The 25,978-nt window shown below is 41.4% G+C and carries 17 protein-coding genes; 10 read left to right on the forward strand and 7 right to left on the reverse strand.

All coding sequences use genetic code 11. The features are described from left to right. Positions 1 to 719 precede the first annotated feature (719 nt). Both NSTC745_RS21845 and NSTC745_RS21850 read left to right on the forward strand, forming a co-directional pair. Positions 720 to 2,036: a Gfo/Idh/MocA family protein gene (locus tag NSTC745_RS21845; protein ID WP_445632816.1), complete on the forward strand. Its 1,317-nt coding sequence runs from the start codon at positions 720 to 722 to the stop codon at positions 2,034 to 2,036. Positions 2,037 to 2,068: 32 nt separating this feature from the next. After that, positions 2,069 to 2,851: an alpha/beta fold hydrolase gene (locus NSTC745_RS21850; RefSeq protein ID WP_445632817.1), complete on the forward strand. Its 783-nt coding sequence runs from the start codon at positions 2,069 to 2,071 to the stop codon at positions 2,849 to 2,851. Positions 2,852 to 2,913: 62 nt separating this feature from the next. Here NSTC745_RS21850 and NSTC745_RS21855 read toward each other — a convergent pair whose 3' ends face one another. The 4 genes from NSTC745_RS21855 to NSTC745_RS21870 all read right to left on the reverse strand — a co-directional run bounded on the left by NSTC745_RS21855 (position 2,914) and on the right by NSTC745_RS21870 (position 6,482). After that, the gene (locus tag NSTC745_RS21855) at positions 2,914 to 4,878 is read right to left on the reverse strand and encodes a heavy metal translocating P-type ATPase (protein WP_445632818.1); all 1,965 of its coding nucleotides are present in this window, start codon (positions 4,876 to 4,878) and stop codon (positions 2,914 to 2,916) included. Positions 4,879 to 5,106: 228 nt separating this feature from the next. Continuing rightward, positions 5,107 to 5,520, reverse strand: a complete 414-nt coding sequence (locus NSTC745_RS21860; RefSeq protein ID WP_445632819.1) for an Imm1 family immunity protein — start codon at positions 5,518 to 5,520, stop codon at positions 5,107 to 5,109. Between the two features lie 8 nt (positions 5,521 to 5,528). Continuing rightward, positions 5,529 to 5,927 carry a deaminase gene (locus NSTC745_RS21865; protein WP_445638658.1) on the reverse strand — a complete coding sequence of 133 codons (399 nt, stop codon included), beginning with the start codon at positions 5,925 to 5,927 and terminating at the stop codon, positions 5,529 to 5,531. A 51-nt stretch (positions 5,928 to 5,978) separates the two neighbouring features. Next, positions 5,979 to 6,482: an SMI1/KNR4 family protein gene (locus NSTC745_RS21870; protein WP_445632820.1), complete on the reverse strand. Its 504-nt coding sequence runs from the start codon at positions 6,480 to 6,482 to the stop codon at positions 5,979 to 5,981. 139 nt (positions 6,483 to 6,621) lie between these two features. Here NSTC745_RS21870 and NSTC745_RS21875 point away from each other — a divergent pair, with 139 nt between their 5' ends. After that, positions 6,622 to 7,749 carry a precorrin-8X methylmutase gene (locus NSTC745_RS21875; protein WP_445632821.1) on the forward strand — a complete coding sequence of 376 codons (1,128 nt, stop codon included), beginning with the start codon at positions 6,622 to 6,624 and terminating at the stop codon, positions 7,747 to 7,749. A 236-nt stretch (positions 7,750 to 7,985) separates the two neighbouring features. On the opposite strand, the gene NSTC745_RS21880 is transcribed toward NSTC745_RS21875, so the two are convergent. Beyond that, complete coding sequence (locus NSTC745_RS21880) at positions 7,986 to 9,593, reverse strand: DUF6798 domain-containing protein (RefSeq protein WP_445632822.1); 1,608 nt, start codon at positions 9,591 to 9,593, stop codon at positions 7,986 to 7,988. Between the two features lie 391 nt (positions 9,594 to 9,984). Here NSTC745_RS21880 and NSTC745_RS21885 point away from each other — a divergent pair, with 391 nt between their 5' ends. Further along, the gene (locus NSTC745_RS21885) at positions 9,985 to 13,689 is read left to right on the forward strand and encodes a DUF4912 domain-containing protein (RefSeq protein ID WP_445632823.1); all 3,705 of its coding nucleotides are present in this window, start codon (positions 9,985 to 9,987) and stop codon (positions 13,687 to 13,689) included. Between the two features lie 355 nt (positions 13,690 to 14,044). Here the strand turns inward: NSTC745_RS21885 and NSTC745_RS21890 are convergent, their stop codons facing one another. Continuing rightward, entirely contained in the window at positions 14,045 to 14,908 is an 864-nt protein-coding gene (locus NSTC745_RS21890; RefSeq protein WP_445632824.1) for an Rpn family recombination-promoting nuclease/putative transposase, read from the reverse strand. Positions 14,909 to 15,031: 123 nt separating this feature from the next. Here NSTC745_RS21890 and NSTC745_RS21895 point away from each other — a divergent pair, with 123 nt between their 5' ends. After that, a complete protein-coding gene (locus NSTC745_RS21895; RefSeq protein ID WP_445632825.1) occupies positions 15,032 to 15,346 on the forward strand; it encodes a transposase in 315 nt (104 codons plus the stop codon). Continuing rightward, on the forward strand, positions 15,337 to 15,753 hold the full coding sequence (locus tag NSTC745_RS21900; protein ID WP_445632826.1) for a transposase: 417 nt from the start codon (positions 15,337 to 15,339) through the stop codon (positions 15,751 to 15,753). Before NSTC745_RS21895 ends, NSTC745_RS21900 begins: the two co-directional genes overlap by 10 nt. A 424-nt stretch (positions 15,754 to 16,177) precedes the next feature. Here NSTC745_RS21900 and dpdE read toward each other — a convergent pair whose 3' ends face one another. Continuing rightward, on the reverse strand, positions 16,178 to 19,480 hold the full coding sequence (gene dpdE / locus NSTC745_RS21905) for a protein DpdE (RefSeq protein ID WP_445632827.1): 3,303 nt from the start codon (positions 19,478 to 19,480) through the stop codon (positions 16,178 to 16,180). A 253-nt stretch (positions 19,481 to 19,733) separates the two neighbouring features. Between dpdE and NSTC745_RS21910 the strand changes: the two genes are divergently transcribed. The 4 genes from NSTC745_RS21910 (at position 19,734) to NSTC745_RS21925 (ending at position 25,904) form a co-directional block, all read left to right on the forward strand. Beyond that, entirely contained in the window at positions 19,734 to 20,828 is a 1,095-nt protein-coding gene (locus NSTC745_RS21910; protein ID WP_445632828.1) for a DUF4350 domain-containing protein, read from the forward strand. A 60-nt stretch (positions 20,829 to 20,888) separates the two neighbouring features. Next, on the forward strand, positions 20,889 to 21,839 hold the full coding sequence (locus NSTC745_RS21915) for an AAA family ATPase (protein ID WP_445638659.1): 951 nt from the start codon (positions 20,889 to 20,891) through the stop codon (positions 21,837 to 21,839). Between the two features lie 478 nt (positions 21,840 to 22,317). Next, positions 22,318 to 23,646, forward strand: a complete 1,329-nt coding sequence (locus tag NSTC745_RS21920; protein ID WP_445632829.1) for an ATP-binding protein — start codon at positions 22,318 to 22,320, stop codon at positions 23,644 to 23,646. Between the two features lie 119 nt (positions 23,647 to 23,765). Further along, complete coding sequence (locus tag NSTC745_RS21925) at positions 23,766 to 25,904, forward strand: tetratricopeptide repeat protein (RefSeq protein WP_445632830.1); 2,139 nt, start codon at positions 23,766 to 23,768, stop codon at positions 25,902 to 25,904. Positions 25,905 to 25,978: the final 74 nt, after the last annotated feature.

Here is a 25,978-nt window from a genome sequence, read left to right on the forward strand (position 1 = left end):
GTAAATAAGTGATTCTTGTAATTCACCGCTATATTAGGTAATCCTGATATAGCGGTGGGAGAACGTCAATCAATTTCCCTAGCATAGCGTCCTATAAGTTCTGCCTTATCCAAAATATGATTTTAAACAATTACAATTCAACGTAGTACAAATTACTTCCATGTTGGCAACCCTCTTCGGTTATAATAAAGGACTGTCTTTTGGAGCAAAGACAACTTCAGCCTGGGGATAGGTCTTTACCAGTAATCTTTTTTTTACTATTTGAGTTACACCTAAAAATGTAAAATTCTTGGGTATGAGGCTGAGATTTAAACATCAATGCTTCCAGATTGCAGGCGATTACAAGCACCCTGAAACTGTTGCCTATAAAACAAGCAAAAGACTATTATACTCAGCACTTACCAATCGTGAATTAATAGATTTTGTAGCGAGCGATCGTATTCTGAGAGGATGTTTGAAAAGTCCTCTTGTCGGTATCGGAAAGTTTTAGATCCCCCTAAATCCCCCTTAAAAAAGGGGGACTTTAATTCCAGTTCCCCCCTTTTTAAGGGGAGCCAGCGACGGGTACGTAGGGGGTTCCCCCCATGAACGACTGGCGTGGGCAAGGGGGGATCTAAACGTGCTTAAAACCACAGCAAAACACTTTTCAAACAACTTCTTATGAGCGATCGCTTTTGTGAAATGGTGTAATTTCAAAATTTCATAATTAAAAAACCACAATGTCTAAATTGTTTAAGGGAGAATTTTCTCGTCGTCAGATTCTCACCACTGCTTCCTTAGGAGCGATTTCAGCTGCCGCCATTGGTAGTATGGGCGAAGAAGTTACTGCCCAACAACCAACCGAGCAACCTACTCCACGCGGAGGAACTTTGCCGCCACAGATTAAGTTTGAACCCATCTCGGCACAAACCGAAGTTGAGACCGGCGGACCGCCAACAGCATTACCTCCAGAACGACGTTTGGGGTTTGCGATCGTGGGACTGGGGAGACTGACATTAGAAGAAATCATGCCTGCGTTTGCCGAATGTAAATTAGCAAAGCCAACTGCATTAGTTAGTGGAGATGCTGCCAAAGCAAATCTTGTTGCCCAACAGTATGGCATCAAACCACAGAACATTTACAACTATCAAAACTACGACAATCTCCGTAACAATCCAGACGTTGATGCGATCTATATTGTGCTACCTAACAGTATGCACCGAGAATATACAGTGCGTGGTGCAAAAGCCGGGAAACATATTCTGTGCGAGAAGCCAATGGCAACCACGGTTGAAGATTGCCAGCAGATGATCGATGCGTGCAAACAAGCTAATCGCAAGTTGATGATTGCATATCGCTGCCAATACGAGCCACACCATCGGGCGATGATTGCGATGATTCGCAACAAAGAATTAGGCACTGTAAAGGTGATTCAGGCAGACAACGGACAAAACCAGGGTGGCGACTTAGATCAGTGGCGGTTGAAACGCGCTTTGGCTGGAGGTGGGTCTTTGCCAGATGTGGGAATTTATTGTCTGAATGCAGCTCGTTATTTGACAGGAGAGGAACCGATCGCAATCAACGCTCAAATCTTCAGCACTCCTGGCGATCCGCGCTTCAAAGAGGTAGAAGAAAGTGTTACTTTCCAATTGCGGTTTCCCAGTGGAGTGCTAGCGATTTGCTCGACTAGCTACGGCTTTCATGAAGGACGACGGTTTCGTGTCTTCGGTTCTGATGCTTGGGGACAACTCGATCCGGCGTTCTCTTACAACGGTTTGCGAATGATGGTTTCGCGTAAATCACCCACCAACAGTATGGCAGAGAACATTAGCGAAGTGCGTCTGAGTGAAAAGAATCAGTTCGCTTTAGAAATCGATCATATGGCCGATTGTCTGATTAACAACAAGCAACCCCACACCCCTGGGGAAGAAGGTTTGCAAGATCAAAAACTGATAGCTTTAATTTACGAAGCAGCACAAACAGGCAAAACGATTACCTTACCACGCGTATCAGGACTGGACGTAACTCGCGGCCCTGCTCCCAGAACTCTTAAGTGATTTATCGAGTTATAGTGAATGAGGTTGTAGTTTTGAAATCCCAATTAACTAATCATCGGGTTGATTTACAAGATTGCACTATTTTTTATCAGCAAAGTACATTAGAGTCGAGTTCAATCCCTATCCTATTTCTACACGGATGGGCAATCTCTACTGAGCCTTATCAAGAAGTGCTGAAGCTACTAGCACAGCAGCATCCCATAATTGCTCCTGATTTGCCCAGTTTTGCGAGATCGACTTACTCTGAGCTAATTCCGGATTACCTTAGCTATAGCAAAATTCTCCTTTCATTTGTGGAAGTTTTGGATTTACGACAATTTCATGTAGTAGGACAGTCATTCGGTGGGGGTATTGCCATTACTTTATGTACACTTGTTCCAGAAAAAGTCAAAAGTCTAATTCTGGTAGATAGTACCGGGATTCCCGCGCCGTCTATACCGGAGATGATAGTGCGAAGGGCGATCGAAATGACGGTTCAAATATTTCTTCCAAGGCGCAGATTGAAATTAGTTGATATTCCTTTGGTTTTCTCCTATAACTTGTTATTCAATACAGCAAATGTCATTCAAGGATTGCTAATTTCTTTGTACGAAGATATCAGCCATCTGCTACCAAAAATTCAAGCACCCTGTTTGTTATTATGGTCAGATAAAGACCTAACTACGCCATTAAATAACGCTCAACAAATGGCAGCAATTATTCCCAACTCTCAATTAATTACTGTAGAAGAAGGTTTACACGAATGGGGACTTTGGTATCCTGATAAATTTACATCACTCATACTAAATTTTATCGATCGAGTCGAGCAATATTGATACAGTGATACAGCCACCTCTGTGAGCGATTTCTACCTTTTCATCAATATCAATTTCTAATCCTACTTCAACAATCTTAGACCGCTGAGGGTAACTAAAACTGTGGAACCTTCATGACCAATGACGCCGATGGGTAAGTTAATATTTCCCAAAAAGTTGCCCACTAAAAGCAAGACAATAAAACCCAATGCTATGACTATATTCTGTTTGACTATGAGTTGCGATCGCCTGCCTAAATGTATGGCCGCAGCAATTTTTTCTAACTTGTCTGCCATCAAAACTATATCTGCGGTTTCCAATGCCACATCGCTACCCGCGCCTCCCATTGCTATACCCACAGATGCTTGTGCTAAAGCTGGTGCATCATTAATGCCATCGCCCACCATTGCCACAGTTTGATACTTTTGCTGTAAACGACGAATCACATTCAGCTTATCTTCTGGCAAAAGTTGAGCATACACTCGCTCAATTCCTAATGCTTTGGCGACACTATTGGCAGTTTCCTCATTATCCCCAGTTAGCATGACAATTCGTTCAACTCCCAACTTCTTCAACCGATTAATAGTCTCCGCAGCTTGGACTCTCACCTCATCTGCAATAGCAATAATACCTATCACCTCTGCCCCTCTGCTCCTCCGGTTACTGAGCGCAGCCGAAGTATGCCCCTCTGCTCCCTCTCCTTCCCCCGCTACCCAAACCACAGTTTTACCTTCTTGCTCCAAATATTGAGCTATTTGGAGCAATTCTTCGGCTAAATTTGTGACATACTGCTGCACAAAAGCGGCATTGCCAACAATTATCTGTTGTTCTTCGACAATTCCCACAATTCCCCGTCCGGGTATGGCTTGTACTTGGATTGCAGCAACCCAATTCAGATCGGCAGCGGCTTGTACAATTGCCTTGCCAATGGGATGTTCGGACGATGATTCCACACTTGCAGCGGCTTTTAATACATCATTTTGTGTGTATTTACTGGCTGCAATGACTTGGAAGACCTGCACCTGTCCAGTTGTGAGGGTACCAGTTTTATCAAATGCGATCGCTCGAACTTTGCCAATCTTCTCTAACTGTGCGCCATTCTTAAATAAAATCCCTTGTCTTGCACCGTTGGCAATTCCGGAAAGCAGGGTAGGCATAATTGCAGCCATTAAGGCGCAGGGAGAAGCCACCACTAAGAAGGTAAGGGCGCGATAAATGGTAGTTTCCCAATCCCAACCCCAGAGGAATGGCGGTAAAGTTGCCAGTAATATCCCGGCTATTACAATGACTTTGGCATATGCTTTTTCAAAGCGATCGATAAATTCTTGCGAAGGGGGTGCTTCTGTCTTTGCTTGTTCCACCAAACGAATCACCCGCTGAATCAAACTACTTTGGGCTGGTTTGTGGACTTTAATCTGCAATGCGCCATAGCCATTGAGCGTACCGGCAAAAACTTCTGCACCGACTGTTTTCTCTACAGGTAAAGACTCGCCTGTAATTGCGGCTTGATTGAGGGTGCTGTAACCAGACACAATAATTCCATCTGTAGGAATTAACTCTCCGGGTTTGACGACAATTTCATCACCAACTTTTAGCTGACTGATAGAAACTTCCTCTTCCCTTCCCTGAAGCAAAATCCTTGCGGTGTCTGGTGTCAAACTCATCAAACTCCGAATACTCCGCTCAGTTCGCTGCATCGCATAGCCTTCGAGTGCGCCACTGATGGCAAAGATGAGAATCAAAATTGCCCCATCAATAATTAAATGATATTCTCTTCGCCATAAGCCCAAACCAGCAGCACCAATGGCGGCGACAATCATCAGCAAATCTACATCGAGTTCTTTTTCTTTGAAAAGGGTAGTCAGTCCCTCCCGCGCACTTTCGTAACCACCAATGACGTAAGCAGCAGGTAGCAACAACAGCGCCAATTCCAAAGCGCCAAGATGCAAGGCGAACCAGCCCAAAAATAACAACAAGCCACAAACTACGGCTGCTAAGATATCTGCGTGTTCTCTGGTGAATTGGGTAAAACGCTGTGGGTAGAGCATGAGAGGTAAATTAACATCGACTCTCTCACGCTAAACCTTGACATTAATGTTAATGTCAAGCTCTATAATGATTTTGAAAGGCAAAGGGGTGCTAAGGGAAGCGCAAAGGTACGCGAGTTGCACAGTCGCTCAAGAAGTTTGTTGACCGATGACGATTAACTGTCAACCGTCAACAGTTAACAGCCAACACAAGACAATGTGAAACTTAAATGTGTTACAGCTTATTTGTTATACTTGCTCTAAAACTTCATCTTTTTCCCAATTCACTGATTCTTCCATTGTCCCAAGCTCTGCGAAAGCTTTAGCAGCTTTGAGGGTTGTATTCAAGTCAACACAAGATTTAGCAGGATAAACACCTTCCTGACCTCCAACTATTACGAATTCATCTATATCTGATTTAGATGGGTCAACAAGATAATGAAAACTCTCATTATCAAATGTCAAATACACGATATATTTTCCTAAACCACCACCCACAGCCATGTGAGTTTCGCTATCTGTTTCTAAAGTTACAAGTGTTTTGTCATGCCCGTCTAGTTCTCTAATAGCTGATTCTATTTCTTGCCAACTATGCGCTTGCTCGACACTTCCCTTGTTCTGATTACCAATCCAATTTTCAACTGAAAATTTTGTGATAAACATAATTAACCTCACATCAGTGTAATTGTCTGACGACCGCTAGGGCTAATAACTTCTATTTCTTCTATACCAAGCTGTCTAGCCATTCCTTTCACACCTCCGTTTTGACCACACGCCCTACAAAGATCCCGGTCAACTGTTAAACGCGCTTTTCCTCCTTTTAATCCTGCATCAAAGGCTTGTTGAAAGGCATCAGCTTCCGCGTGTGTGCGGCTAATTGGATTTACTTTAAGTGTAATCTTTCTGCGATTGGGATTACTGCCTGCACTGATACCAAAAAATACACTACCACCAATTTCTAACTTTGCGATTGTAGAACGGTCGTCTTCACTACCTGCTGGAGTCAGGCCAAGCTGTTGCCTATACTCTGCTAATTCTTCAAAAATAAGCTTATATCTCCATTGTTTAATATGACTTAATCATCGCTAAGTTTTCATATATTACAGTTAGTGACTCCTAACCTAAATTTCCTCCAAATCAATCAAACTTTGGTGGGGCGAGAAATGAAAAGGAGGTTGTAAGGAAGCATAACGATTAATGTACCAGTTGCAAAGGTCTTTAAAAGACTCAAAAGTATCAATTTTTTCGTTTCCATGAGGCAAGACAAATAGGCGATTTCGATTAGAGGGATGAAATAGAATATCGTCTCCATCGTAGCTATCAAAACAGGGAATGCATTCAACAGCAAGTGTTTGTGTTAAAGACTCAGTGCTATCTCGCCAAAACCAGTACATAGCTAGTCTTTCACGTACTTCATTTAGCAAATTCTCCACAATGTCGTGTGGAGAAAACGCCCGCAGAGGTAGATCTAAAAATGTGCCAGATCCAAAAGTTGTAATAAATGTACGATAGTCTTCTGGAAATAAAACTTGCAATTTTTCCTCAACTACTAAAAGTTCTTGCGTAGAAACAGGGTACAGTGGCTCCTGAGTGACAATGAATGAAATTCCCTGAAATTCAAGCATAGATTGTTGTCTAACAATTGGTCGTACTGAAAATATACATTAACACTAAGCCTTGAATCCAAAATATTTCAGATAAGTTGATAGTATTGGTGGAATTTGTGGAGAATTACAAAGAATTTTGCTGTTGTTGGAGTAAATTATGAATGCTGGTTGTTTGACTATTAAGGAACTTACCGAAGCAGTTGGTGGCGGTTTGACTCCGCGGATGGTGCGGCATTATCATCAATTGGGGCTGCTACCGCAACCAGTACGATCGCCAAGCAATTACCGTCTCTACACCCAAAAAGATGTCGTTCGTTTACAGCGGATTGTCGCACTCAAGCAGCAAGGGTTTCAGCTAAATCATATCCGGCACATTTTGGAGGTGGAACCAGAGGCGGATACAAATCAAAATTTGATGGTGCAACTGCAACGGCAATATCGAGCTGTAATGCAACAAATTTCCCAACTGCGGCAAACTGCATCCGCATTAGAAGGATTGTTGGGACGCGATCGCCATTGTCAAATTATGCAGGCGGAAGTTTTAGCCCAACTGAAGTTGCTGGATGTGGAAACCCAAGCGGGATTGGGGGGACTGGAAAAATTGTGGAGTGGTTTGGATGCCGAAATTCACACGCACTCAGAAGCTTTTGGGGAATCGCTACAACATTTATTACCCGATTTATCCAATCGTTCGGAAATCGAACAACATCTAATTTCGCAGCTGGTTTTGGCTTGTGGCGACGTGAGTTTGGTGTCTTTTGTGAAATTGAGTCGAGATGCGATCGCCGCTAGTCGAGAAGCTTTATCTGAGGGCTGTCAAATCGTTGTCGATACCCAAACTGTTGCTGCTGCTTTAGATCGAACTCGATTATTTCACTTGGGATGTCGCATTGAAACTTTAATTGATAATCCCCACATTACTACTGCCACAGAGGCGGAAATTGCCTTTTGGCAGCAGCAACAATGGCGTCAAAAATTACAACAAGTAACTCCAGGTTGCGTGCTGGTAGTTGGTTATGCTCCCTCGGTGCTGCTAGAAATTTCTGTGGCAATTGCCAATCAAAAAATTCAGCCTGCACTCGTAATTGCAATGCCTATCGGCTTTAGCCATGCTCCAGCTGCTAAGCGACAACTGATGCAACAACGAATACCTTTTATTACAGTTGAAGGAACTTTGGGAGGTGGTGCTTTAGCTGCAACTGCTCTGAATGCTTTGGTGGAATCGCTAATTGATAAACCAGATTGCCATTGTTATCTCAATCAAACCACAGCAGATTTTGTCTGAAGGTTTTAAGCTGTAATTCCTAAGTTGGAATATAAAGCAATTGAAGCATAGTTTAGGACAGAAATTAATTGTCAAATTACTACGCCAAAAAACTTTCTTTTCCTGTTATACCATTTCACTAAAATCCTGATACAAATTCTTTCCCCTCTGCTCAAGAGCACCTGAAGCTCCCCTGCTTGCCTAAATGTATCAACCTTAAAGTGAAACGGTATTACCTGTTGACTATCCTTATTAGCTTATTTTTTATAGAGAACGTAAGATTTATTGCGGTAAGCGATCGGCAGATCTAACTGATGTTGAATGCGAGTTACGAAATAACTAGCGTCATATTTGACCATTAGTGCCTTAGCTTGGTCAGTTGTCAAGTTGTTGTAGCCTTGTGTAAGCAGTTTCTCGCTAAAGTTAGTCAATGGATCGAGTCCGTTAAAATTACCGCTCAAGTCCCGCATACGAGAAAACCACTCTAATGTTCCGGCTTTTGTTTGAGCCATCAGCTTATATTTAGCAATGGTTGGGCGCTCTGTCAGCCAAATGAAGTTGGCAAATTCAACCGGGGGGGATATAAATATATCGTTTTTTGGCGTATTTTTTCGCACCCAAGCAACCATATCTTTCCACTGAGGGTCTACCTCTTGGGTTTCGTCAGGAAAATTAAGTGTAGACTGAAATTCTTTCTCAAAGGTATGAAATCCTTTGACAATGCTTATACTCAGTACGACAGTACATAACAGTACCAGCATTTTTTGTTGTTTTCTGGTTGCGAAGATTCGCTCTAAAGCACAGGCAAACAATATGCAGGCGTTAAGGTGCAACATTACATCACCTACGCGGAAAAGATAATACTGTAGTAAAGTTCCTTGAGAGTCGAATGGAGCGATAACTAATCCCAGTACATAAGGAATTAGACTAATCAGCGTAAACTCAAAAAGTCCGATTCGAGCTTGGTATTCTTCTAACTGTTCGGGTAGCGCTTGAGTTGGACGATTGAACCAAAGAACGGCGGCGCTACTCACAAGCATCACCAAGTACAAAGTAGGAATTATCCACCAATTTGTATGCCAAGATAAAGGATTCAGGTGGTGGGGCATCCTCAGAAAAACATATATATAAGAAATCGGTATAGAACTTGCAGGTGTTGGGCTAGACAATTGTTCGATCGCCGCTTTGAGGCCGAATACACTTGTTATCAGGTATAGCGGAATAATAATTCCCCATTCCCGCATACTAGGAAAATAAATTTTTCGTTTTAAAATCACCCACACTGCTGCAAATAAAGTTGTATAACCGCCTACCAAAATATGGAATGAAGTTGCTAGCCCCAACAAAAAAGCCATCAAGCGATAACGTTTCCTCAGCATGAAGGCGATCGCCAACATTACCATAGCATAAGCAAATATCTTCGTTTCTAAGACTCCGACAATTCTTTCTCCAGCGGCAACACCTTGATCTCCGATGAGAAATATTGCAACTGCTAACAGCTGCAAAGGCAAAGTCAACCCTAGTTTTCTGCCTATCAGTACTAGTCCCCAAGCTATCAAGGCGTAGCAAAAAAACCTGCCAATTAGAGAACTAGCTAAAAATCCCCAACTTCCTATGAGCGAGCCAAATAAAGTTTGAAACAACACTCTATAAACAGGTGGTTGATTAACAGACCAATCCCTCGGAACCCAGCTAGGATCGGCGTACTGTCTCGCTAAAGGCAGAGCGTCAATATCGTTTCTGCTCATGATATCAGACAACAAATTTCTGAGACAGAGAAATGCTAATACTGCTATGATTTCTAACACTAGCCAGCCCGTGCTGTTCAAAGCCCATTTCTTGTCTAAAAAATATTTTTGGTTCATACTTGGTAGTTTCAACATCTCAAAAAAAAACTAAACTTTATAACTCTTATACTACTTAATAAAACTTCAATTTAACTGCATACGATATCTTTAATGCGTGTTTATACTATCTTTAGTATTTAGCTAATTTTACAAGCACGATCGTTATTCAGCCATACTTAAGTAATGTATAAAACCTAACTAACTTTAGAGTAATTGTATTTAACTAAAATTTTGCTCGGTAAAGCACAACATAATTCAAGGCAAACAGAGTATATATGGACACAAGTATCTGCAATAAATGATAAGAAATATAACAGAGATGTATAATTAGCGGGTCTCCTGCATAATCCATAAAAAGATAAGGATTAAGGCTGGTGGGGTTTGTATTTTTTACTTTAATAAGGGGCTTATGTGGAAACAAAAAAAAGATAATTCAATAGTGAAGCTGGTATTATGGGTTGCTCTAGCTACGACTCCGATGGCAAGTATGGTAGTTTCAGTAGCCGCACTAGCGCAATCTGCATCACCAACACCATCTTTTCCGCTGCCGCAAACAGTGGAAAATGGAACCACAGTGCGAATTGATGGTTCGAGTAGCTTAACTGCAATCAACCAAAGTCTTAAAGATAATTTTGAAAAACAGTTTTCGGGCACAAAGGTTGAAATTGCTGCCAATGGGACTGATAAGGCACTGAGAGATTTGCTAGATGGCAAAATCGACATAGCAGCAATCGGCCGTGGTTTAACGCCAGCAGAAAAAGCACTAGGACTCGAACAAGTCCGCTTGCGGCGTGAAAAAATTGCGATCGTGGTTGGTAAAGAGAACCCTTTCAAGCAAAGTTTGACTAATAGGCAATTCGCCCGCATTTTTCGGGGACAAATTACAAATTGGTCGCAATTAGGCGGCCCTGACGCTAAGATTCGCGTCATCGATCGCCCCGAAACGAGCGATACTCGCGATACTTTTCGCGATTACCCAGCTTTCAAAAATGCGAAATTTGCTACAGGCTCCAATGCTACCCAAGTAGCTGACGACAATACCGCCGAAATCGTCAAACAACTGGGCAAAGACGGCATCAGCTATGTCCTAGCCAATCAGATCTCCAAGTTAGAAGGTGTGCGAGTTCTGCAATTGCATCAAACCTTGCCAGACGATGCCAAATATCCCTTCTCGCAACCATTAGTTTACGCCTACAAAAAAAATCCCAGCTTGGGGGTAGCAAGTTTTCTCGGTTTTACTCTTGCACCAGCAGGAGAGCAGGCTATAGAACAAGCTAGAGTCGCTGAAGCTGAAGCCATCGCCACGAGTGTTTCACAACCTGCTACCACAACTTCCCCCAGCGCCCAAGCCACACCGACTGGTACAGCTTCTCCCAGTGCAACTCCTTCTGTATTTGGCGAACAACCCTTTGTCGCTCCCGCCCCTCAAGAAAAAGCTCCAATTGTCAATAAAGAAACACCATTTTGGTTGCTCTTACCCTTGTTAGTTACCACTGTAGGTGGAGGCTTACTTTGGTGGTTTTTTGGCAGACGGCCATCTCTACCTGAGAAAACAAATAATTCACTACAACCAAATCCCGATCCCCCAAACACAGATGATGCCGAAACTGCACTCAGTCCTGACACTACCCTTCAGGTGCCAGGAGGGGAAACCACTCCTTTTCAAATTTATGGTCAAACATCATCTGACTTCACAGAGAATGGTACTCAACAACAGGCAAGTAATGGCACAACCCCAAGCGTAGCTGTATCAGAGAATAACAACTTGGGAGCCTCAGCTCTCATGGGTGGTGCTGCTTTGGCAACCGGAATCGGCGCGGCTACTTGGTCTACCTTTGCAGATAAAGAAAATAACGTCTCAAAAGATACAAATCCAGAAAATAATACTGAAAAAACTCCTCCTGAATCCGGCGAAGTTGCATGGGATATAGAAGCCCCTGCGGCTGTTGTCAATACTTCATATCCTCAACTGGCTAATATTCCAGAAGAAATATCTAATGAAGAACCGCCTTTATCTGAGATCGCAACCCCAACATCTGAATTAGCAGATGTGCCCAAAACAACGTCTGATTTTGAGTATTGGGATACAGAAGTTAGCGAAGAAGAAATCCAAGAAGAACTCAAGGCAGAACTGGAATGGCTGGAAAGTATCACCTCAACTGAAGATATAAGCTTATTAGAGTCCGACGAGGTGGTGACAGAACTGCCAGAATTCCCAGAAGATGCCTTTAATGTGGTAGCAGATGCAGCCGAACCCCCTGTAGATTTACTAGATGAAGAATCGGCATTGGCTGGTGCTGCGGCCTTGGCAGGCGGGGCAGGAATTGGAGCTTGGGCTAGTACGGCGGGCAATGTACCAATAAAAACCGAGACAAGTAGTGTAGTATATGCGGAACCAGAAAGCCGTATTTTCTTAACACCCCGTACTCATAGATTGGCTGATGTCTCTTGGGAAATTTCCGAAAGCGAAAAGTCAGCGTTGCGGCAACAGGGTGTTTCTCAGTTGCTAGTGCGGCTGTATGATGTGACTGGCATCGATTTGAGTTATCAAATTCCGGACTTTATAGAGCAGTACGAAAGCGAAGAATTACTCAACAAGAGTATGGAGATTCCCGCAAGCGATCGCGACTACATAGCTGAAATTGGCTATCTTGCTGAAGGCGATCGCTGGTTCCCCATAGCCCATTCAGCAATTGTGCGCTTCTTCAGTGCTGTTGAGCCAGATCCCATCGTGGAATTACCCGTGGTGGAAAAAATAGTTGATGCACAAGAAGAAATTACTATTGTGCTGACACCGCGCAGTCATACATCGGCTGATATTTCTTGGGAAATTTCCGAAAGTCTAAAATCAGCACTGCGACAACAGGGTGTTTCGCAATTGCTAGTGCGGTTGTATGATGCAACTGGCATTGACTTGAGTTATCAAACTCCCCGACTTTTGCAGCAGTACGAAAGTGAAGAATTGCTCGACAAGAGTGTGGAAATTCCCGCAAGCGATCGCGACTACATAGCTGAAATCGGCTATCTTACTGAAGGCGATCGGTGGTTTTCCTTGGGGCGTTCAGCAATTGTGCGTGTCTTCAGTCCTGTTGAACCAGATCCCGTGGTGGAGGAAACAGCTGATGCACAAGAAGAAATTACTATTGTGCTGACACCGCGCAGTTATACATCGGCTGAAATTTCTTGGGAAATTTCCGAAAGCCAAAAATTAGCGCTGCAACATCAGGGCATTTCTCAATTGCTAGTGCGGCTGTATGATGCAACTGGCATTGACTTGAGTTATCAAACTCCTCGACTTCTACAGCAATACGAAAGTGAAGAATTACTCGACAAGAGTGTGGAAATTCCCGCAAGCGATCGCGACTACATAGCTGAAATCGGCTATCTTGCTGAAGGCGATCGTTGGTTTTCCTTGGGGCGTTCAGCAATTGTGCGTGTCTTCAGTCCTGTTGAGCCAGATCCCGTGGTGGAAGATTTATCTGTGGCGGACGAAACAGCTGATGTAGGAATTGTAGAACATTCATCCGTGGCGGATGAAACAGCCGATACACAAGAACAAAGCACTATTGTCCTAACACCGCGTACTCCCAAGTGGGCTTATGTTTCGTGGTATATTTCCCCAACTCAAAAACAAGCATTGCGACAACAAGGTGGTTCTCAATTGGCAGTGCGGGTTTATGATGTGACTGGCATTGACCTGAGTTATCAAACTGGCCAACTCGTACAGCAGTATGAATGCGAAGAAGTAGCAAGCGATCGCTTTGTAGCGATTCCCGCGAGCGATCGCGATTATATAGCTGAGATTGGTTATCTTGCAGATGGCGATCGTTGGTTAAGCGTAGCGCGTTCAGAAATTATGCGTGTCTTTAATCGTCCTCAGGGGGATTTTTGGTTTGTTGCAGATGCTGAGTTGATTATTCACGGAGCAACCGAACCAAATACAACTGTAGCCATTGGTGGTAACGCCATCAAAATCAAACCCGATGGTACTTTCCACCTACGTCTTCCCTTTTCAGATGGTTTAATGGACTATCTCATAACAGTAGCTCCTGATGGAGAATCTCCAAAAACTATTCATAAAAAATTCTCCCAAGAAACTTACGAAAGCCAATAAGTTGCGTTTTGAGGGTTGACTGTCAATAAACAACAGTATGAATCCAGATGTAGAGACGTTGCAATGCAACGTCTCTAGTTTTCAGGCAATATTTCCTAAGTGGACATTAGATGATTTTGATTTGTTGAGTTTGGTGGAGATGTTAAGGTCATACAACCACAGAAGTTGGTGCAGAAGGTGGAAAAAATAGGTCAAGCGAATTATGAAACTTAAATGTCAAAATATAACTCCTCGATCGCGCTCAGAGAGTTAAATTTATTGCTGTAATTTTAAACTATAATCTATAGTAAAATATCCCCAACTGCTTGAAAAAGTTAGGGATTTTAAGCCGAGTAATTTGGACAAATCAAATTTATTACTGATTTAACCAAGTTACTAAATCAGATAACGATGAAAATCGGAGAATAGCCCTACCTAATGCTTCTAGGCGTTCCTTATTTAAAAGTTCCACTCGCTCAATAATCGACGAATCAATTTCGCCAAACCGTTCATCAAGTAAAAGCAGACAAAATTTCAGCGCTTCTTTTTGTTCGCCGCGTTGTTCGCCGCGTTGTTCGCCACGTTGTTCGCCGCGTTGTTCGCCTTTCTGTAAAATATATTGATAAATCACTGACTCTTGCATAGTTTCTTCCCTTAATAATTGTAGAATCAGATCTTTCTCAAACTTTAACCCTGCTAAAATCTCTGTGTATGCAGCTGTATTTTTTCTAGTCTCAATATCTGGAATTTTAGCAATTTCTCCTGCAATTTGCGATAATAACGCTGGGGCTGAATTCGTTCGTGTTAACGGTGCTAATGGTAACAAGCCCAAATTATTCATAAATAGTGCTGGATCTTGCTCCCACATTCGGATAACTCGATAGCGATGAGTTGTCATTTCGCTGACATATTCTGTGGTAAAGGCAATTTCATCGTTAGTGTCTTGCAAGAAAATCACTACTTGTGTGACTGGAACTTGGTATTTACGTGTTAACCGGACGTAGTAATCTAACATCCGCAGTGAAATTGATGTTTGAGATTGAATTGTAGTTTGAAATTCCAGGTGTAAAATCCGATTTTCTATTTGCAAGAATGTCACAGAATCAGCACGAATTGGTTCGATGCTCAATTCGGTTTTTAAGATTTTAATTGTGCGCGGTTCTTGATTTAATAACCACCGAATAAAATCACGGGGATATTTTTCTGCAAGTAATTTACACAGGTTGTCATATTCTGCCATCTAAAGATTCATTAAGATATTCACTGGGGATAATGGCTAATTATAAATTAACCAATATAGAACCCATTTGACATCTTTTACTATATTGAAGTAGAGTTACCGCAAAAGCCGTATCTAGCAGTCATGCCATACTCTAGCAGCCTAACAGACGAAGAGTGGGAAATCCTTGAACCTCTACTGCCTGAGATCTTGCCGCCTAAGAAGCAGACCAGACCCTCCAATTGGACAAAAAGAGAACTCTTGGATGGCATCTTCTATCAACTGAAGAATGGCTGTAATTGGGAAGATTTGCCCAAGGACTTGCCCCCTTACTCAACCGTATATTGGCATTACAAGCAGTGGCGGGCTCAAGGAGCGATCGAAAAACTAATGGGTATCTTACATTCTCAAGTGCGTGAGCAAGTTAAAAAAAACCCAAATGGACGACGTTGCTCATAATTGACTCCCAAGCGGTGAAAAACACTTGTAATGCTAGTGTTGAATCAAAAGGATATTGTTTCTACAAATCGACGAATGGGATTAAGAGGCATCTAGCCGTTGATACCCTGGGGTTTCCCTTCTTTACTCATTGCACTAAAGCGAATGTATCTGATGATAAAGGTTTGATTGAAATGTTGACGCTCAATATTGATTATTTCAAGTCAAAACCCGTTAATCTTCCCAAGACCACCATCCTGCTAGACCACGGTTATCATCCTGAACATCTCACGCAGGAGTTAGAGTTGGTTTATCCCCAGATCATGACGAAAATCAGATTTGAACTTTCGCCAAAACCATCGAAACAAGAAAAGAAAGTGCAAGGTAAATCTGGGGAAAGTTCCCGTTGCAGCGAGGTGGGTAATTGAACGCTCAAATGCTTGGATGGAAAGATGCAAAATCCTCGTCAAGAACTTTGAGAGAACTCTCGAAGACAGCGACTGCCAAGGTTAATCTTTGTTTTATTCGGCTGATGCTTAAGAGACTTGCAACCCCTTCTTAGATCTCAAATGGGTTCTATAACAACGCAAAAGTACAGCAGTTTTCATGTATTTGAACCACATCTGTCGTAAGGGCACAGCAATGCTGTGCCCCTACCGTGTGGTCTATTTACCTGAAAATAGCTAATTCAAAATTCAAAAACTGACTCACAAGTTATAGGTTTACTGAGTGCTGAGTATTACCCTATATAATGCGAAGGAGCGTTTGAAACTATTAAAAAACCCTACCCTTGAGAGGGGTAGGGTTAGTTACGTTACTAAGGCTATTTAACTAGAAATTATATCACTGAAATTACGCAAGCGATCGCCCTGATACAATGATGAAGCCGACAGAATCAAGTTTGATTTGTGGTCGGCGAATTCCCTCTAAAATAGCTGCACTTAAAGCAGTTTCTATTTTGAGTTCTTCAGCTAATGCTAGATCCCAACTTTGCTGATTCAACAATAGGCGTAATTGTTCTACTCTATTGCTTAATTTCTTCTCGGCAACCAAGCTACGTTTTTCGCACAATTCAATAAAATCAGGACGATTAGAAAGTAAGGCTAAAGAAGCGTTACGTACTTCATAGCAATAATTTTGCCATTTACTAGGCTCGACAAAATCGTCAATAATTTCTAATCGCTCTTTTGCTAGATTGTAATCTCGTTGTTGATTATTGTTTCTATCTTTATACGGACGTTGTAAGATATCCAACAACACCCGATCTTCAACAACAGATATTGGCTCTTGGCGACCATCAATATAGATGGTTTCCATAATTGGTGGAAATAGCGCATCTACACGTCGCTGCAAAATTTTGTATTGAGAATTGTCGAGTTTGTTCTCAATTAAAACTTGTTTGGCAATTTTTAAATTTGCCTCGACTATATAGTTGTATTGAAAACCGAACCATTCCTTACCTTCTTTTGCGTTCCAAGATGCATCAGTGCGCCACATAGCAAAGGCTTGACCCCGGTCATCCCAATCTATATAGTTCAACAATGCTTCTACAAATCCTTCTCCAATTCTCAAGAGTTTCACGTCAGAACTTTGGTTGGCGATTCTGCGGTTATAAGTACCGTATTTATCTAAATAACTGTCAGCAAAACGGGTTTTTAACTCATTTATCGGCACCAAAGTACGGGTTATCGGTTGATAACGTTTCATTTCTGGAGAATCTGGGTTAGTCATTGGTTTGAAACCCAGCGCATCGCAAATCCAGCCTTCAATTGCTCGCTTCATTTCTAAATGACGAGCATCATAATTATCTAATTCTTGAAAATATTCGGTTGCATTTTCATCGCTAGCGTCGATTTCATCTAAAGCATTCAGTTCGCTAATCTTGACGATTTCGGCTTTAATTTGTGTTTTGATTGGCTCAATCATTTGCACCAGTCCAGCAGCACCCGATTGAAATAAAGCTGCTTCTAATTCTGGCAATTTCTCATCTACATAAAACTGGAAACTAGCAATTGATTGCTGAAAAATCTCAAATCCATCTTTCAAAACTTGATACCAAGCATTGTGGGGACTATCTTCTAGATAAGGGCCAATTAATACACAAGACTGGATGCCAATTTTACTGCCAATGCGGTCAAGTCTACCAATTCTTTGTTCTAATTGATTAGGCGACCAAGGAAGATCGAAGTGAATTAACCAGTCAGCAAACTGGAGATTACGCCCTTCTTCTCCAGAGCGATCGCATACTAAAATAAAGCAGTTGGGATTGTTTTTGAATCTATTTAAGCCAGACTCAACTTTATCCGGTGATTCGCCAAATTGATGGCTGACTACTGTTTCTGAGCCAAAGGTATCAGATAAATAGCGGACAATTTCTGCACAACTTTGGGCAAAACTTGTAAATATAATAAATTTGGGGAAAATATCGCCTGCAATTGGTCTCTTGATTCTCTGCTGTATTCTGGTGAGAAATTCCTTTTGATTTCTGCGAACGTTTGCCGGAATTTTGAAGTATGTACCTAGCTGATTTAGCAATACCGTTCTTAAATTTTCCTTGCGTTCTCCGTCTTCTACAGGTTGACGAATAATCTTTAATATCGATTGTAAAATCTCTTCTTCGCCGGAAAATTTAGGAGTTGTAGTTAATAGGCTAATATCATCTTCTTTAAATTCCTGGCTCAATTTAGCATGGGGTTTACCAGTTAAACGAGTTGTAATTACTTGTTCTAAAATGCCTAACCAAGTACCCGAAGCAAGGAATAACAACAAGAAAATTCGCTGATATTGCTTTTCTTTGGGAGCAACACTACGCCATTGTTCGATGAGTTCGTGAATATCAAGCGATCGCTCATCTAAATCGTATTCTTCTTTGGGCGTAAAATTGCGGTCAAATATCACATCTTCCACCGCTGCGCGACGGTTGCGAAGCATTCGCCGATATAGTCGATAGGTATCGCTGATGTGGCTGCGAATTGCTTGGACAAGTTGATTTTGCTCGGCAGAATTTCCTGCCAAACAAGTTTCTAAATCGTCTGCTAACTTGAGTAAATATTTATCGTCAGGAAACAAGTTGCGTAATTCCTGCAAATTGTTTTTCAAAATAACAGGCTTTGCATCTTCTCTCAAAGCCAGCAGCACTTTACCTATTTGTTGGCGGCTGGCAACTTGAGCGCGAAAACCTTCTAAATCCTCTAGTCTATAGGTTTCGGGTTCGAGCAAATATAACATTGCTAAGAAATCTTGCTCGTGATTCACCACAGGATTAGCAGATAATAAAAGTAAGCGATCGCTTTTATGAGCTAGTTCTTTGCAAATCTGAAAACGTTGGCGCACTGCTGCATCCTTAGAGGTCGCCATTGCTGCAATATTGTGCGCTTCATCTAATATTAAACAGCCGATATTAGCTCTCAGATTAATTTTATGAACATCTTCAACAGCTAGCACCGCTACTCGTTTGGGAAAATGCGAAATATAAAACTTGCTTTCTAACTCAGTCCGCCATTGTTGCAGCAAATATTGGGGAACTATGACTATCGCACCTTTTTTCGGTTCATCTAACAGGAATTGGCGAAGAATTGCACCCGCTTCGATGGTTTTTCCGAGTCCTACTTCGTCTGCTAAAATATAACGTTGAATTGGATCTTCGAGTACCCGCCGGACAACTTCAACCTGATGGGGATAAAGATTAATGTTTGCCGAAATTAGTCCCGTCATCCCGCGACTAACTGCGCGTTGCTGAATCAAAGATTTCACGAAAGCCAATCTTTTGTCGTGGAAATACGGCGTTTCGTGACCCTTCATTGCTAAAGTTTCAATGGGGTCTGTGTTCGGTAAATTACAACGGACGTAAATTTCTTCTTCCGTAACAATTGCAGTCTTCTTATCTGGTAAATCAATTTGATATTCTTCTGTATCTTCGTCCCAGGCGAAAACTCTACCAATTATCCATTTATCTTGGTTTTCGGACTTAATATAGCATCGCGCTTGGGGTTCAAGCCTGACTTGAGAAAGTGAAGTTAAAGGTAAAGTTTTTTGTAGACGTTGCCCCATAGAGCAAAAATACTCAACGATCGCATTAGTCTCAGATATTTCGATAACTTTTCCTATACCCAAATAATTATTCTGGGACTGTACTAGTAAACCAACTTCAATCATAGATCCAGTCCCCTAAACAGACTAAAAGTACCTTCCAGACTAGTTTATTCAGCCATATCTGGCAATTTTGCAGATCCCATTATAGACAATAAACTGTTATTACAGTTTTTCAGTATAGCGATCTGTAAATTTCATTCATATCATGTTCTGTTAATTAGTTATGATTGCCACAGCCAATGTACCGTACTTCCAACTAATGCCTACACAAGTCCAAAAATCCCACCTGAAATATTATCATTACTGAAACTAGAAAATGAAACGTTCAAATCGCCTTGCTTGGATGGGAGCGATCGCAATTGCAGCGATCGTTTTACTGACTTTAGTAGCAGCTCCTAATAATACCAAAATTACTCTCGGTTCTACTTATAATCGCGCTCCCGATGGCTACGGTGCTTGGTATAACTTTATGCAACAACAAGGAGTTTCAATTAAGCGCTGGCAAAAACCTTTTAGTGAAATTCAGCCACAGAACAGCCCAACTACCTTTTTACAGGTTAGCACTTATTCCAGAGGTACAAGCCTCGATATTCAAGAACGGGAATGGGTGGAAAAAGGAAATACTTTAGTAATTTTAGGCGTTGGGGGACGAGTTACAGAAGCAGACTTTAGCACCCTGCAAAAATCCTCCCAAGGCGATATTAAAATTGAGACGCGCAGGCGAAATAGAAAAGTTAACCAAAAGCAAATTGATTTAGGCGATCGCTTTGGTGCTATTGTCTGGCAAGAAACATATAAGCAAGGCAAAGTAATTTTTTCTACCACTCCTTATTTAGCCGCCAACGCCTATCAAGATAATTTAAGTAATTTTAATTATTTAGCCGATTTAGTCAACAAAAATAGTAACACAATACTTGTCGATGAATACATTCACGGCTATAAAGATCCTGATGTCAGAGAGAAAGAAAGCGAAGGAGATTTGTCTAATTTTTTTGCTAAAACCCCTTTATTTCCAATCTCAATCCAAGTAGCTATCGTCCTATTGGTGCTAATTTGGGCGCAGAATCGCCGTTTTGGCAAACCAGTCACTTTAGATACACAAGTTACAGACAACAGCGAGGCATATATCCAAGCCTTAGCCTTGGTGTTGCAAAAAGCTGATACCACCGACTTTGTAATTGATATGGTAGGTAAACAAGAACAATTGCAACTCCAAAAAGCCTTGGGATTGGGTCAAATACCGCTAGAACACCAAACTTTAATTAATGTCTGGGTAGAAAAAACAGGTGCAAGTGCCGCGGATTTGGATGCAGTTTTAAAGCTGCGATCGCACAAACAGCCCATTAGCGAACAAGAGCTGTTAAGCTGGTTGGGAAAATGGCGAAGTATAAGATTAACTCGCAATTCGTAATTCGTAATTCCTACAAATGACTAATGACTAATGACTAATGACAAATACCAAATTAATATTATGAACGAAACCCATTCTATTTTAATTCGCCTTGGTCAAAATCTTAACCAAGTAATTGTCGGACAATCTAGCCTCATACAACAACTTTTAGTGGGGCTGTTAGCGGGAGGACACATAATTTTAGAAGGAGTGCCGGGGACTGGTAAAACCTTATTAGTAAAAGTATTAGCACAGTTAATTCAAGGTGAGTTTCGCCGAATTCAACTAACACCAGATGTCTTACCTTCAGATATCACTGGTACAAATATTTTTGACTTGAATAGCCGGAATTTCACTTTAAAAAAAGGGCCAATATTTACCGAAGTACTGCTAGCAGATGAAATTAACCGTACTCCTCCCAAAACACAAGCGGCGCTGCTAGAAGCGATGGAAGAAATGCAAGTAACTTTGGATGGTGAAAGTTTACCATTGCCGGATTTATTTTGGACGATCGCAACCCAAAATCCCCTAGAATTTGAGGGGACTTATCCTTTGCCAGAGGCACAGTTAGACAGATTTTTATTTAAACTAGTAGTAGATTATCCCGACCAAGCTGCTGAAAAGCAAATGTTACTCAATCGTCAGGCGGGGTTTGCAGCAAAACGCTTAGATATTAGCCGTTTGAAACCAGTAGCCACAGTAGCCGATATTTTGGAAGCACGACAAGCAGTCAAAGAAGTTAAAGTATCAGAAGCGATCGTAGATTATTTGTTGGCATTAGTGAGAGTATCGCGTCAATATCCCGACTTAACTTTGGGTGCATCGCCTCGCGCCGCTGGTGCTTGGTTGCAGACATCTCAAGCCCTAGCATGGTTTACTGGAAGGGATTTTGTAACACCAGATGATGTCAAAGCAGTTGCATCGCCATTACTACGTCATCGACTGATTTTGAAACCAGAAGCAATGCTGGATGGTTTACAAATTGACGCGGTAATTGCCTCGGTAATCAATCAAGTGCCAGTTCCAAGGTGATACTATTTTGGATACTTCGACTTCTCTACGAGACGCTACGCGAACGCTCAGTACAAGTTTTGGATTTTGGATTGACATCACTGTGCCATTAATTCAGCCTTTGAGGTTGATTCTTTCAGTAATAGCGCGGCAAGACTAAAGTTCTGCATTATGGGTGGTTGCCTGAATTCAATAAACGACTGCCCGAATTCAATAAACGACTGCCCGAATTCAATAAACGATTGCCCGAATTCAATAAACGATTGCCCGAATTCAATAAACGACATCCCGAATTCAATAAACGATTGCCCGAATTCAATAAACGACTGCCTGAATTCAATAAACGACTGCCCGAATTCAATAAACGACTGCCCGAATTCAATAGATCTCTTGCAAAAGTCCCTAACACCCCACCCCAAACCCCTCCCCTTGGTAAGGGGAGGGGAGCAATCTCTGTAAGTTTGCGATAATATGGCGCTAATCTGAGAAATTTAGATTTATGATCCAGGATTTTGCTTTTTTAAAGCGGATATACAATGTTTTCGATCCATTTCGCCCCTTACCCGCAGGAGATCCCGCTTACGTTGATTGTACAGAAGTGCGGGGAGATGGTGACATATTAGTAGAAGTAGGTAGAGAAATTTTGTATTCAGACAGAATGACCTCTCAACTGTATGCAGGTCATCGCGGTGCTGGAAAATCTACAGAATTACTGCGGCTTCAGAAATATTTAGATGAGCAAGGTTGCTTTGTTGTTTATTTTCCCGCCGATGAACAAGATATCGATCCAGAAGATGCTCAATATACTGATATTCTTTTAGCTTGTACGCGCCATTTATTAGATGCATTAAAAGATAGCACTTCTCCAGCTAGTTTATTGAATTGGTTAAATGAGCGTTGGCAAGATCTAAAAGATTTGGCATTAACTGAAGTCTCCTTACAAAGCTTAAGTATAGAAGGGCAAATTGCCCAATTCGCCAAATTAACAGCAAATTTGCGAACAGAACCTACTCAACGCCAAAAAATTCGGGAGCGTGTCAATCCGCATACAATTACTTTGATTGCAGCTTTAAATGAGTTTATTCAAGATGCTAAAAAAAACTTACCTTCAGGATATTCTCAACTTGTATTAATTGCTGATAACTTAGACCGAATTGTACCTATACCTCAAGAAGATGGACGCACCAATCACGACCAAATTTTTATCGACCGTAGCGAACAACTCCAAGCTTTAGATTGCCATTTGCTTTATACAGTACCCATTTCTTTGCTGTATTCTAGTCGCGCCGCAGACCTAGCTAATATCTATGGTAATACTCAGGTATTGCCGATGATTATGGTGCAAACGCCTGAAAATCAACCCTATCAACGCGGTATTAATAAAGTTATAGAAATACTGCAAAAACGTCTGAGTTTGATAGACTCTAGTTTATCTGTGGTGGATATGTTTGAGCAGCGGGAAGCTTTAGAAAGACTATGCCTCATGAGTGGAGGTCATGTGCGAAATTTATTATTATTAATGAAGGAGGCGATTAAATACACTAACAGCCTACCCATTCCTAACCGAGCCTTACAGCGCTCAATGAGCGAGTTACGAAATACTTATCGAAATACAGTTTTTGCTAATGAATGGGAAGCACTGGCAACTGTGTATCATTCTAAAGAAATAGAAAACGATCCATTGTATCGAGGCTTATTATTTAATCGCTGTATTTTAGAATATCGTTATTTAAATCGAGAAGGAGAAAGTCAAGTTTGGTATGATATTCATCCTCTAATTAAGGGAATTAAAGAATTTCAAGATACCTTTAATCGACTGTATCCATGATAAAAATAAATCACTGTATCATTCACAATACCTTTGCAAAAATGCAACATTTTAGAAGGGTGCTGCTATAGGAACAAAGGCTACGACCGTAGGCTATCAGATATTACACGGCTAAGATTATGACCCTAGAACTGACTGATTGGGATAAGGATTTACCATCAGAAATAAATGAAGAATATCAAGCCTTAGTCCGCACGCTGAATTTTACAGAAGGGTTTGGTTTATTATTTGTCCGTTGCTCTCCGGCAGAGGGTGTGCAGTTAATTAATAAAGTAAAAGAAAATATTACTAATAAAAATATTGAAGTTTTACGGCTGGAGCAAGCTGTCACTAATTTATATGAAATAATTGATTCTTTGGAAAATAAAGAAAAGATAAACATTTTATTTATTACAGGATTAGAGCATTCTTTTTATGAATATGAAGAATGCAAAAGATTAATGGGGTGGAATAGTAGAGATATTTATTCATACAGTTGGAAGGGTGTACCACCTGTTTTAATTAACCTCAACCAACAGCGAGAACGGTTGAAAGATAAATTTAATATTTGTTTTGTGTTCTTGCTACCGATATTTGCAATTAAATATTTTATTCAACGTGCCCCAGATTTTTTTGATTGGCGTTCTGGATTGTTTGAATTTCCAATAGATTCAGAAACTTTAGAAAAAGAATCATCACGTATTATTAAGGATATAGATTCTGAAAAATATCTCAGTTTAACAAGAGAAGAAAGAACTCAAGAAATAATAGCAATTCAAGAATTAATAGCAGAAGATAATCAAACACCCGATCGCCAATATGATTTACTGATTAATTTAGGAAAATTACAGTCTGCTGGAGAAGAATATTATCAAGGTTATGAAGAAGCGATCGCTTCCTATAACAAAGCAGTAGAAATTAAACCTAATGACTACCAAGCTTGGTACAACCTGGGGTATGCGCTAGAGAAAATAGGACGCAATGAAGAAGCGATCGCCTCGTTCACAGAAGCCTTGAAAGTTAAACCAGATTACCGCAATGCTTGGAAGTGTTATGGCTATTTGCTGAATAAATTAGGACGCAATGAAGAAGCGATCGTATCCTACGACAAGGCACTGTCAATTCAACCTAATTACCACTATGTTTGGAGCTTGCGAGGGCTTGCGCTCCATCAATTAGGACGCTATGAAGAAGCGATTTCCTCCTTTGACAAGGCACTGTCAATTCAACCTAATTACCACTATGTTTGGAGCTTGCGAGGGCTTGCACTCCATCAATTAGGACGCTATGAAGAAGCGATTTCCTCCTTTGACAAGGCAGTAGTGATTAAACCTGACGATCATCATGCTTGGTACTTGAGGGGTCATGCATTACGGAATTTAGGACGCAATAAAGAAGCGATTTCCTCCTTTGACAATGCACTGAAATTTAACCCAGATAAACATGAAGTTTGGAACGGCCGGGGAATTGCGCTACGTAATTTAGAAAGCTATGAAGAAGCGATCGCATCCTACGACAAAGCACTGTCAATTCAACCTGATGACTGCATAGCTTGGATCTGGCGAGGGATTACACTCTATCAATTAGGACGCTATGAAGAAGCGATTTCCTCCTTTGACAAGGCAGTAGTGATTAAACCTGACGATCATCATGCTTGGTACTTGATGGGTCATGCATTACGGAATTTAGGACACAATGAAGAAGCGATTTCCTCCTTTGACAATGCACTCAAATTTAACCCAGATAAACATGAAGCTTGGAACGGCCGGGGAATTGTGCTACGTAATTTAGGAAGCTATGAAGAAGCGATCGCATCCCACAACAAGGCTTTGGAAATTCAACCTGATGACCACGAAGCTTGTTACAACTTGGGAATTGCGCTATGTAAATTAGGACGCGATGAAGAAGCGATCGCATCCTACGACGAAGCATTGTCAATTGAACCTGATGACCACACAGTTTGGAGCTTGCGAGGGCTTGCACTCTATCAATTAGGACACGATGAAGAAGCGATCGCTTCCTATGACCAAGCACTGTCAATTCAGCCTGATAACCACATAGCTTGGTACATCCGGGGAATTGTGCTAAAAGATTTAGGACGCCATGAAGAAGCACTCGCATCCTACGACCAAGCACTAAAAATTAAACCTGATGACCACATAACTTGGTACATCCGGGGGATTGTGCTAAAGGAATTAGGACGCAATGAAGAAGCGATCGCTTCCTATAACCAAGCACTAAAAATTAAACCTGATTTCACAAGTGAAAGGTTAGAGTGATTGCACATTTATTTAGATATTCCACCTAATCCTGGCGATTACAAATCGCGGTTATACAAAAATAGAGTTCAGTG

The organism is Nostoc sp. DSM 114161, assembly GCF_052692665.1.